A 10,160-nucleotide genomic window follows, 5' to 3' on the forward strand; every position below is an offset into this window, starting at 1 on the left:
CTAGTGACTATATATTCAAAAAGGACGTTTAAACATGACATCACTGGCATCAAAACTGGCCCCTGAAAGCATAAAAAAGTTAATACCTTATCAGTCAGCACGCCGCATCGGGGGCGACGGCCGATTGTGGCTCAATGCCAATGAACTGGAGCACGGTGTTCACTATTCAGATCACGCGGATTACAACCGTTACCCTGACTTTTTGCCACAGCACATTGCCAAGGCTTATCAGGCGTACTGCCAAACCCGCCAACCTGCTTTGGCCGTTCGCGGTGCAGACGAAGCGATTGATTTGTTGATTCGCACCTTCTGCCAGCCCGGAAAAGACAAGATTCTTATCTGTTCACCTACCTACGCCATGTACGAATTCTGCGCCGACGCGCTTGCCATAGACACAGTGGATGTGCCACTGCATGGGCAACATTTTGAACTGGATGCCGAAGCGGTGATTGCGGCGGCGGAGGCCGTTAACCTGATCTTTCTCTGCTCTCCCAACAACCCCACAGGCAACATGTTAGGACGAGAAACGCTGATCAACGTCTTGGAACATACGCGGGATCAAGCTCTGGTGGTGGTTGATGAAGCGTATATTGAGTTTGAACTGCAGCAAAGTGTGGTCGGTCTGATTGATCAGTACCCAAATCTGGTGGTCATCCGCACCTTGTCGAAAGCATTCGGGCTGGCGGCCGTGCGCTGCGGTTTTTTACTCGCTCAACCCGATGTCGTCGAATTTGTGATGAAGCTGATCCCGCCCTATCCGATGCCAGACAGCTCCGCCAGTATCGTCATGGACGCTCTGTCTGCCGAAGGCATTGCACTCGCGCAAGACAACACACAGCGTATCATTGAAACACGCCAGATCTTCACCGACAGCATTCGTCAGCTTGACTGGATAGAGCACATTTATCCTTCAGCCACCAATTTTGTTCTACTGCGCACCCGCCCAGATATCGACTTGTTCGGCTATCTTAAACAACACGGCATCGTGACGCGAAACCAACACCATGAGCCAGCGCTTCGCCACTGCGTGCGCATTACCATCGGCTCGCCACAAAGCATGCAGGAAGTCGCTGAGCTGATCTGCAACTACCCGATTCCAACAACACTGAGTTAATTAAAGGGACGTTAATCATGAAAAAATACCTCTTCGCTGCTGCCTGTGCCGCCTCTCTTTTTGCTACACCTGTTCTGGCTAAACAAGTTCGCCTGGCCTCTGACTTTACCTATCCGCCTTTTAACTACATGGATGCCGACGGTAAACCAGCGGGTTTTGACATTGAAATCGCTGACGCGCTGTGTCAGCAAGCCCAATTAGACTGTACCTGGGTATCACAAAACTGGGATGCGTTAATTCCAAGTTTGCTGGCACGCAAATCCGACGTCATCATGGCTTCGATGCGCATCACCGAAGAGCGTAAACAACGCATACTGTTCACCCATAAGTACTATCAGACACCAGCCCGCTTTGTGGCTAGCGCAGAAGCAACATTCAGCATGGACCAAACCGGCCTGGAAGGAAAAACCATCGGGGTACAACAAGGCACTATCCATGATCGTTACGTTACCGACAAATTCGGGGCTATTGCCTCGATCAAACGCTATACCGGTCAAGACGAAGTGTATATTGACATGCAAAATGGTCGCCTGGATGTGACCTTCGGCAACGCCGATCAACTGATGCTGGCTTTCCTGGACAAAGCCATCGGTAAGGGGTTTGAATTCAAAGGCGACGCGGTCACTGACAAAGCCTATATCGGCGAAGGCACCGCGCTGGCATTGAGAAAACAGGATCAAGCACTGGCGGAGAAATTCAATCAGGCCATTGACGCCATCCGTGCCAACGGCACCTACGACAAGATCGCCGCCAAATACTTCAGTTTCGATATCTACGGCGAAGATCTGTAAACCCGCTGACAGAACCCCATCGCTACTGTGATGGGGTACACGGCGTACCAAAACCGCCCACCTCAAAGCCGCCGCTTTCCGGAGTCACACCATCATGTGTACAGACTTGCGGCTGGCAACCAAAATGGTGCCGAGACAGTGACACACTAACACCCAGATAAAAAAGAGCCCCTCATCGGGGCTCATATACCGCTTACTTGTTGTATTTCGAATAACGCGCCACGGCCGCTTCTTCTTTCGGCACCACGGTTTTACCAATCGGGGCCAGTGAAATATACGCCAGTTTCAGGTGCTGCAGCGCAAACGGAATACCTATGATGGTAATAAAGCACGCCACAGCGGACATAATATGACCGATGGCCAGCCAGATACCCGCGAGTAAAAACCAGATCACGTTGCCGATAAAACCCAGCGGGCTGGTTCCGATGTCGGTTTCATTGGTCAACTCATCACGCGAGATCGCTTCGTAGCCGAACGGGAAAAAAGAAAAGTTCCCCATCACGAAACAGGCACGTCCCCATGGAATGCCGATAATGCTGATAAAAGCCAACAAACCAAACAACCACCACGCCAGCCCCATAAAGACGCCGCCGCAAATAAACCAAATAATGTTACCTAACGTTCTCATTGTCGCTCCTTTCAGAAAACCCGTTCATAATGCTCCACGGTGGGGAATGGGTGGTAAAAATGATGTAAAAGTTGCTTCCATTCCTGATATTGAGGCGATTGGCGAAATCCCTGCTCATGATCCTCAAGCGTTTCCCAGTTGACCAGCAAGAGATACTGGTCAGGGGTTTCCAGACAACGCTGCAATTGATGCGCGATATAGCCCGGCATAGAGGCAATGATAGTCTGTGCCTGGGCGAAGTTCCGCTCAAATTGCGTGGATAATTCTGGTTTCACATTCAATATAGCGACTTCCAGTATCATGATGTTTCCTTAATCTGGGATGAACGAGTTTAGTTGAACCCTTGCCACACGGCTGTCGCCCCGCTGACCGAGCAGAGCAAAAGCGCGCCCATTCGAATGTTGTCCTTGGGCAGACTGTGGGTGGTAAGCCGGGCCAGTTTGTAGCCAAGCCAGGCCGCTGGTAATAGAGGTATCGAAATCCACACATGGTGAAGTGTAAAAAAGCCAGCGGGAATCTGAATGATCAGCGAGATCAGCGAGCTGAACACAAAAAAGGCCGACAAATTTCCTCTCAGCTGATTGGCTTCCTGATGTTGCAGCAGCAATGCCATGGGCGGACCACCGATTGCAGAACTGGTGCCAAAAAAACCGGAAAAGAAACCGGCCACGCCCATCCGCATAGGGGTCGGCTCAATCCGAAACGGCAACAGACTCACCGCAACCGCAAACAGCACCAAGAACCCCAGCCACAGTGCCAGTACATCCGTCGACACCATGACCAATAGCACGCCGCCGGCAACTGAACCTGGCACTCGGCCAATTAACGCCATTTTCAAACCGCCGATTTCCACGCTGTCACGATGTTTTAGCGCGTTAAGCACAGAAATAAACAATGCCACCAGGCAGATCGGCGCTGGCACATAGTCCGGCGACACCAGAAACAGTAACGGAGCAGCCACAATCGCCAGCCCAAAGCCAATCGCAGTTTGGACAAATGACCCGACAAAAATAAGAAATGCGGCAATCAACGCCGGTGTGGAGATCCATTCAGACAGCATGAGTTTCATCATCAAGTAAGCACGAGAGAACGCTCATGATAATCGATAGTGTTTAAAAAAGATGCAGTTGAGAACAAATAGCCCAAAAGCCGCGCCAATCTCAACGCAGGGCCACAAAGTTGACATTGCTCGTACAATTATTGAAACGATCCTCGTTAGAGTACCGACTAAGTGTAACTAAATGTAACAACATCACCGCCTTTCCCCTGGCGGCCTGCTCTTCTCAGTGCATCGATGTAACCTTACGAGCTCAAGATACAATGAATTTTCATCAACGCACGCCCATTCGTAATCATGAAGAAGAAATTAAACTGTTCAAACGGCGCGCCATTGCGGCTTTTTTTGGCATTGTTGCCCTGATCGGGGTGCTGATTGCCAACCTGTACAACCTGGAAGTCAATCATTACAAAGATTATAAAACCCGATCTAACGACAACCGCATCAAAATCTTACCTATCGCCCCGACACGCGGCTTAATCTACGACCGCAACGGCGTCTTGCTGGCAGAGAATCAACCCATCTACAACCTGGACATGATCCCTGAACAGGCGGGCGATGTGGATACCCTGCTGCAAAAACTCTCCCCATTCATCACTCTGACACCGGAAGAAACCGATGCGTTCAAAAAGCGCTACCAGCACACACGTGGATTTCTGTCGGTGACGATCAAAAGTGAGCTAAATGAACAGGAAGTCGCCCAGTTTTCGGTGCATCAGTACGCGTTTCCCGGCGTGTCAGTCAGTGCCGACCTCAAACGCTACTATCCGTTCGGAGAGATTCTGACCCACGTGCTGGGTTATGTCTCGCACATCAATGACCGTGATCTACAACGCCTTGATAAAGAGGGAAAGCTCACGAACTATCAGGCGACTCGCAACATCGGTAAGCTGGGCGTAGAGCGTTACTACGAAGACATACTGCATGGCACCAAAGGCTATGAAGAAGTGGAAGTCAACAGCCGTGGTCGGGTGATCCGAACCATCAAATACGTCCCACCTGTCGCCGGTAAGGACATCGTACTGAACATCGACATTAAACTGCAGCAGTTTGTCTTTGACCAGTTGGATCACCGTCAGGGCAGTGCGGTGGTCTTGGATCCGCAAGACAACAGCGTGCTGGCGATGGCCTCCAGCCCAAGCTACGATCCCAACCCGTTTGTCAACGGCATCTCTGGGCAAGCCTATCGTGCACTGCTGAGCGATCCGTCTCACCCGCTGGTGAACCGCGTCACCCTCGGCGTCTATCCACCAGCGTCAACGGTGAAACCTTTTATGGCCGTCGCCGGCTTGTCTGAACACGTGATCACTCCCAATACGGTGCGAAACGATCATGGCGTGTGGCGAATTCCTGGCTCAAAACGGAATTCTAAAGCGTGGCGCGACTGGAAACGCTGGGGTCATGGCAATGTGGACGTCACATTGGCGATCGAAGAATCGGTCGACTCCTTCTTCTATCAGGTGGCGTATGATCTGGGTATCGACCGCATTTCAACCTGGATGAACAAATTCGGCTTCGGTAGGCCCACTGGGATCGACATTCGTGAAGAGAGCAGCGCGAACATGCCGACGCGTGAGTGGAAAATGGTCCGTCATCATGTCCCTTGGTACCAAGGCGATACCGTTCCGATTGGGATCGGTCAGGGGTACTGGACCGCCACCCCGCTGCAAATCGCCAAAGCGACGTCTGTGTTGCTCAATCACGGAAAAGTGATGCCGCCCCACCTGCTTCGCGCCGTCTTAGATCACGGTGAACAATTCAGTCACGCCAAAGAGTGGGAACCCAAACCGCTGCCAGCGATTACAGGCGTCCCGGCTCAAGACTGGGATATTCCGATCAACGCGATGCGACTGGTAAATGAAGGCAGCCGCGGCTCCGGACGACGAGCATTTAAAGGGGCGCAATATTCAAGTGGCGGTAAGTCTGGTACGGCTCAGGTGTTCGGCCTGAGAAAAGACGAAGTGTACAACTCCAAAAAACTGGCCAAGAACCTGCTTGATCATGGCTTGTTTACGTCATTTGCACCGTTTCAGCATCCGCGCTACGTCACTACCGTGGTGATTGAACACGGCAACGGCGGCTCGCGGGTCGGTGCACCTTTTGCCCGTAACGTGTTTGATTACCTGCTGGTGGACAGGGCAAAACCAGAGCAAGACAAAGAACCAACGCGTTCCTAAGCAAAAGAGCCTGTGATGTCACAGGCTCTTTTCGTTTAAGGCGACGCTTGCCAGCGATATTCCATCTGGACAGCCGTGCGCTCTGCCAGGGTGCGTTCCGCCAGAAGCGCGACCAAAGACAAACTCATATCAATGCCCGCCGAAATGCCTCCAGAGGTCATCACGTCTCCCTGCTCAACCCAACGCGTGTCTGTGAGCACGGATAATGCCGGATAACGCGCTTGCAACGCCGCCTGATCTTCCCAATGCGTGGTGACACTCAATCCATCTAAGATGCCCGCCTCCGCCAGCAAGAAGGCGCCGGTACACACCGACGCTATTCGACTCACTTGCCGGGCCTGCTGACGGATCCAGTTTATCACTGCTGGCTTATCGAGCTGCGCTTGATGCAGCCCCCCGACGACCAGCAACATGTCCAGCGGCGGATGATTGGCGAAGTGGTAATGCGGGCTGATCATCATACCGCCGCGCGCGTTCACCAGAGCATCCTCCTGAGCAATAAAAAAAATCTGCCAGTCATTCTGAGCGAGTCTGCGGGCCGTACTGAACACTTCAAATGGCCCAGCAAAATCAAGCACTTCGGCATCGTCATAGATGTAAATCCCGATGTTCATGCACCCGCCTCCCGCCACAACCGGGCTTGCTTTAACGCCTCCTTAAGAGCAGGCCAACGCAACAGTTGATACTGGTATTCTCCGGCTGACCCAACGAGCTCAAGCCCGTAGTGCTGCAACCTGACGGCCATCACAGCAAAAAACGCGTCCACCACACTGGGCTGAGCAAAATAGAAGTGACTGTTCGCGTTGGAAAAGATCCGTTCTATCCTCGTCAATTCACGCTGCATCGCGGCGTCCGGTTGCACTGGCGTCACAGCGTCCAAGGTAAACGGACACCGACTTCTCAACAGCGGGAATCCAGCGTGAAGTTCGGCACACAAACTGCGGGCCAGCGCGCGTTGCGCGGTATCTGACGGGTACAAATTGCCATCACTTTGTTCGTTCAAATATTCCGCAATCGCCAGCGAATCGTGTACCTCGATATCCCCGTCCTTAAGCACCGGAACCAGCCCGGTTGGTGATAACCGGTGAAGCTGTTTCGAGGCCTCACCACGGGACAAATCAATAATCTCAAGCTCCGGCATGAATCCGGCCAGACTGGCGCACAGCCAGCTGCGCAGCGACCAGGTCGAGTCGCGTCCCACGATCAGTTTCATACCGTCACCTCACCCTCTTCCGTCAGCCCTGACCTCAGTTCAAATCCTTCGTCCAGCCAACCGGTTACGCCACCGATCATCTTTTTCACCGGGCGTCCCAGTTTGGCTAACCGGATCGCGGCTTTCTCAGTACCATTACAGTGTGGCCCGGCACAATACACAACAAACAGGGTATCGAGCGGAAACTCGGCCAGATTGTTGAAGTTCAGGCGTGGGTGCGGAATATTGATCGCCCCGGCTATGTGCCCCTGCCGGTAAAGTTCGCCCCCCCGCACATCGATCAGGACAAAATCCTGCAACCCATTGGTCATTGCGTGGTGAACGTCCCAGCAATCGGTTTCAAACCGTTGAAGGGCTGAAAAATGTGCCAAAGCGGCGTCGCTGTCGGCAGCTGGAATTCGGGAAACGGCGCTTGTCATAACGTGTCCTTGTTGTGTGATTGACCAGATCTTATTGTGGCTCTCATTCTGGCTCTCGGACACTGGCGAAAAAGCCATAGTGCGTTAATATCAAGCCAAGTTTATCCACATGAGTCCCATGGAGAGGCCTGATGAAAAAAGTGGCGATTCTTACTCACGCCCACGCATCGCTGTTTGAGCTCGCCTGCGCCGCAGAGCTGTTTGCCCTGCCGAGACCAGAGTTTGAGCAGTGGTATCACACCGAAGTGGTCAATCTCGAGCATCAGCCGTTTGTCACCACTGGCGAGGTATTATTGCAGGCACGGAACGTAGACAGTCTGGAACCCTACGACATGCTGGTGATCCCGAGCTGGCCGACTCGGCCAACAACCACAGACACAGAGATTCACCGTCAGGTCGCACGCTTTGCCGAAGCCGGCAAACGAATTCTGACGTTTTGTTCCGGGGCCTTTCTTCTCGCTGAACTGGGATTACTTGATGGCCGCCAAGCCACAACGCACTGGCAGTTTGAAGCGCGTTTTCGGGCCCGCTTTCCTCATGTGGATTACGCACCAAACGTCCTGTATGTATTTGATGGTCAAATTGGCTGCTCCGCTGGCAGTGCAGCAGCACTGGATCTTGGGCTCGCCGTGATTCGCCGCGATTTTGGCTACGCCACGGCCAATCAGGTCGCCAAACGCCTGGTGGTCTCCGCGCATCGACACGGCGGACAATCTCAATTTGTCGACACGCCGATGCTGGAAGTACCGAATCAGTTTTCTGAGGCTCTCAACTGGGCCAACCACAATTTGCATCAGCCCATCCACATTGACATGCTGGCAGCCAAAGCCAATATGTCGCGCAGGACATTTGACCGTAAGTTTCGTACCAGCTTTCACCAGTCACCAAAAGAGTGGCTGACACAGCAGCGGATCGAACGCGCCAAAGGCTTACTGGAAAGCGACGCACACAACATGGATCAACTGGCCCAGTTGTCTGGTTTTGAAAACGCCATGACCATGCGCCACCATTTTCGCCGTCTGGTTGGCGTCTCTCCCAAGCAGTACCGAGCCCAATTCAGCCGATCATAACGTCGGTTGTCCGACACGCGGTCAATGAGCGGTCATGGCTTCACTGCCAGCATTTCTTCCAGCCCACCCCCGTTGTGCAGTTGAGTAAAGCCCGCTTGCCGGAGATAGTCATACGCTTTGGCAGAGCGGTTACCGCTGCGACAATAGAGAACGATCGGGGTGTTTTTGTCCAGATGATTGAAAGCGGTTGCCACGTCACTCAGCGGGTAGTTGCGTGCACCATCCAGATGCTGCTGTTCAAACTCTTGCGGCGTTCGGACGTCCACCACTATGGCTCCTTGCACAATCCACTGCCAGGCGGTATCGGCCCGCTCCGACGCTAGCAGCGGCAACGGTGCAGCCAGCAAACATGCACACAATACACTCTTTACGATCCATTGCTGTTTCATCCTCATCTCCTTGATTGAAGTGCGTTACCCGATCGGATGGCTGGTTGTGTATCCCTCCAGACGTGCTACCAGAAGATCCACAAACCGCTGCCGGTCAACATCCAGTACAACGTCGGCATTTGCCTCCCGCCCGGATAACTGAAACAAATCTACGACCGTCATACCTTGAGTATACTCGCCCTGAGTTTCGACCCCGACCCAGCATGCACGCGTAGTAAAAAGTTCCGGTGCCAGCAGCCAGGCAATCGTACACGGATCATGAAGCGGTGCGCCGTCAAAACCCCATTTTGGATCCTGATGATAGATGAGGAAAAAGTCGAGCAGCTCAGCTACCGTTGTCGCAATGCGATTGTTGACCCTGCGAATACGGTCAACATCGTGCGCCAGGATTTGCGCTTTATGGGTAACATCCAGACCACACATGGTGATCGGCACCCCAGCACGAAACACCATATCGGCGGCTTCCGGGTCGACATATATGTTGAATTCAGCCGCCGCGGTCCAGTTGCCAAAATCCGCTGCGCCTCCCATCAACACAATACGTTCTATCTTGGGGATCAGATCGCGGTGCGTAGCCAGTAACAGTGCCACGTTGGTTAGCGGGCCGGTGGGCACAATCGTCACGGGATGCTCACTGCTTCGCAATACAGAAGCCATCAGCGACACGGCATCCGTTTGTTGGGCCAAAAAGCCGGGCTCAGGAAGAGAAGGGCCATCCAAACCACTTTCACCATGCACATTGTCGGCAATCACCAACTCTCTTTTCAATGGTTTAGCGGCGCCAGCCGCGACGGGAATGTCGCAGCGGTCCAGCAGGGTCAGAATTCGTAACGCATTATTTAGCGTTTTGTCTGGGGTTTGATTGCCAGCACTGGTGGTCACGGCGCGAATGTCCAACTCCGGCGACGCGCACGCCAGAATCAGTGCAATAGCGTCGTCATGTCCAGGATCACAATCTAAGATTATCGGTATCGTCATCAACAATGTCCTCATGATGGACTCCATGAACTGCACTCTAACTCGTTGTCGAGACAGAAGCTGTGAAAGCGCTCGCCAATATGCATCAAAACAGACTGCCCGAGTCAATCTGTTACAGCTTTGCTGCATCCCTATTTTTCCCGCCACCAAATTGCAACATAAAACAAACAAAAGTGTGGCTAAACCGGCAAATAATAAACAAATCCAATAAACTAAACTTGATTAATTTTTTGAAACTTAAATCTAAAAATAAAAATATTATTGAAATTAAAAACTGGATTTAATAATTTTTCATAGTTTCATAGATCTATAAAAACCAGAACA

The 10,160-nt window shown here is 52.4% G+C and carries 12 protein-coding genes; 4 read left to right on the forward strand and 8 right to left on the reverse strand.

The features are described 5' to 3' along the window. Positions 1–34 precede the first annotated feature (34 nt). Together hisC and CAG65_RS18110 are read left to right on the forward strand one after the other, a co-directional pair. Positions 35–1,114, forward strand: coding sequence for a histidinol-phosphate transaminase (gene hisC, locus CAG65_RS18105; RefSeq protein ID WP_161454531.1), 1,080 nt, complete (start codon positions 35–37; stop codon positions 1,112–1,114). 17 nt (positions 1,115–1,131) lie between these two features. After that, on the forward strand, positions 1,132–1,905 hold the full coding sequence (locus CAG65_RS18110) for an ABC transporter substrate-binding protein (protein WP_161454532.1): 774 nt from the start codon (positions 1,132–1,134) through the stop codon (positions 1,903–1,905). 193 nt (positions 1,906–2,098) lie between these two features. Here CAG65_RS18110 and CAG65_RS18115 read toward each other — a convergent pair whose 3' ends face one another. From CAG65_RS18115 to CAG65_RS18125, 3 genes are read right to left on the reverse strand one after another with little or no spacing between them, the layout of a single operon-like run. Then, a complete protein-coding gene (locus tag CAG65_RS18115) occupies positions 2,099–2,533 on the reverse strand; it encodes a YccF domain-containing protein (RefSeq protein ID WP_021706291.1) in 435 nt (144 codons plus the stop codon). A gap of 11 nt (positions 2,534–2,544) precedes the next feature. After that, positions 2,545–2,835 carry an antibiotic biosynthesis monooxygenase family protein gene (locus CAG65_RS18120; RefSeq protein WP_021706292.1) on the reverse strand — a complete coding sequence of 97 codons (291 nt, stop codon included), beginning with the start codon at positions 2,833–2,835 and terminating at the stop codon, positions 2,545–2,547. Positions 2,836–2,864: 29 nt separating this feature from the next. Beyond that, on the reverse strand, positions 2,865–3,593 hold the full coding sequence (locus tag CAG65_RS18125; protein ID WP_021706293.1) for a sulfite exporter TauE/SafE family protein: 729 nt from the start codon (positions 3,591–3,593) through the stop codon (positions 2,865–2,867). Positions 3,594–3,853: 260 nt separating this feature from the next. Here CAG65_RS18125 and mrdA point away from each other — a divergent pair, with 260 nt between their 5' ends. Further along, a complete protein-coding gene (gene mrdA, locus CAG65_RS18130) occupies positions 3,854–5,767 on the forward strand; it encodes a penicillin-binding protein 2 (RefSeq protein ID WP_161454533.1) in 1,914 nt (637 codons plus the stop codon). Between the two features lie 35 nt (positions 5,768–5,802). Here the strand turns inward: mrdA and CAG65_RS18135 are convergent, their stop codons facing one another. From CAG65_RS18135 to CAG65_RS18145, 3 genes are read right to left on the reverse strand one after another with little or no spacing between them, the layout of a single operon-like run. Beyond that, positions 5,803–6,381, reverse strand: coding sequence for a DJ-1/PfpI family protein (locus CAG65_RS18135; protein ID WP_161454534.1), 579 nt, complete (start codon positions 6,379–6,381; stop codon positions 5,803–5,805). Next, entirely contained in the window at positions 6,378–6,980 is a 603-nt protein-coding gene (locus CAG65_RS18140) for a glutathione S-transferase N-terminal domain-containing protein (RefSeq protein WP_161454535.1), read from the reverse strand. The genes CAG65_RS18135 and CAG65_RS18140 overlap by 4 nt, the downstream gene beginning before the upstream one ends. Continuing rightward, positions 6,977–7,399: a rhodanese-like domain-containing protein gene (locus CAG65_RS18145; RefSeq protein ID WP_021706297.1), complete on the reverse strand. Its 423-nt coding sequence runs from the start codon at positions 7,397–7,399 to the stop codon at positions 6,977–6,979. Before CAG65_RS18145 ends, CAG65_RS18140 begins: the two co-directional genes overlap by 4 nt. A gap of 131 nt (positions 7,400–7,530) precedes the next feature. On the opposite strand from CAG65_RS18145, the gene CAG65_RS18150 reads away from it, so the two are divergent. Further along, entirely contained in the window at positions 7,531–8,469 is a 939-nt protein-coding gene (locus tag CAG65_RS18150; RefSeq protein WP_021706298.1) for a helix-turn-helix domain-containing protein, read from the forward strand. 32 nt (positions 8,470–8,501) lie between these two features. Here the strand turns inward: CAG65_RS18150 and CAG65_RS18155 are convergent, their stop codons facing one another. Beyond that, positions 8,502–8,858 (reverse strand): rhodanese-like domain-containing protein, encoded by a 357-nt coding sequence (locus tag CAG65_RS18155; RefSeq protein WP_021706299.1) that lies wholly within the window; start codon positions 8,856–8,858, stop codon positions 8,502–8,504. A gap of 24 nt (positions 8,859–8,882) precedes the next feature. Further along, complete coding sequence (gene rihA / locus CAG65_RS18160; RefSeq protein ID WP_040902885.1) at positions 8,883–9,836, reverse strand: pyrimidine-specific ribonucleoside hydrolase RihA; 954 nt, start codon at positions 9,834–9,836, stop codon at positions 8,883–8,885. Positions 9,837–10,160: the final 324 nt, after the last annotated feature.

The organism is Vibrio sp. V39_P1S14PM300, from assembly GCF_009904765.1.
Classification (GTDB): domain Bacteria; phylum Pseudomonadota; class Gammaproteobacteria; order Enterobacterales; family Vibrionaceae; genus Vibrio; species Vibrio proteolyticus.

Excerpts from the sequence above, each read along its gene's own strand:
- hisC (WP_161454531.1), top strand. The coding sequence starts at position 35 with ATGACATCACTGGCATCAAAACTGGCCCCTGAAAGCATAAAAAAGTTA.
- CAG65_RS18110 (WP_161454532.1), top strand. The coding sequence starts at position 1,132 with ATGAAAAAATACCTCTTCGCTGCTGCCTGTGCCGCCTCTCTTTTTGCT.
- CAG65_RS18115 (WP_021706291.1), bottom strand. The coding sequence starts at position 2,533 with ATGAGAACGTTAGGTAACATTATTTGGTTTATTTGCGGCGGCGTCTTT.
- CAG65_RS18120 (WP_021706292.1), bottom strand. The coding sequence starts at position 2,835 with ATGATACTGGAAGTCGCTATATTGAATGTGAAACCAGAATTATCCACG.
- CAG65_RS18125 (WP_021706293.1), bottom strand. The coding sequence starts at position 3,593 with ATGCTGTCTGAATGGATCTCCACACCGGCGTTGATTGCCGCATTTCTT.
- mrdA (WP_161454533.1), top strand. The coding sequence starts at position 3,854 with ATGAATTTTCATCAACGCACGCCCATTCGTAATCATGAAGAAGAAATT.
- CAG65_RS18135 (WP_161454534.1), bottom strand. The coding sequence starts at position 6,381 with ATGAACATCGGGATTTACATCTATGACGATGCCGAAGTGCTTGATTTT.
- CAG65_RS18140 (WP_161454535.1), bottom strand. The coding sequence starts at position 6,980 with ATGAAACTGATCGTGGGACGCGACTCGACCTGGTCGCTGCGCAGCTGG.
- CAG65_RS18145 (WP_021706297.1), bottom strand. The coding sequence starts at position 7,399 with ATGACAAGCGCCGTTTCCCGAATTCCAGCTGCCGACAGCGACGCCGCT.
- CAG65_RS18150 (WP_021706298.1), top strand. The coding sequence starts at position 7,531 with ATGAAAAAAGTGGCGATTCTTACTCACGCCCACGCATCGCTGTTTGAG.
- CAG65_RS18155 (WP_021706299.1), bottom strand. The coding sequence starts at position 8,858 with ATGAAACAGCAATGGATCGTAAAGAGTGTATTGTGTGCATGTTTGCTG.
- rihA (WP_040902885.1), bottom strand. The coding sequence starts at position 9,836 with ATGACGATACCGATAATCTTAGATTGTGATCCTGGACATGACGACGCT.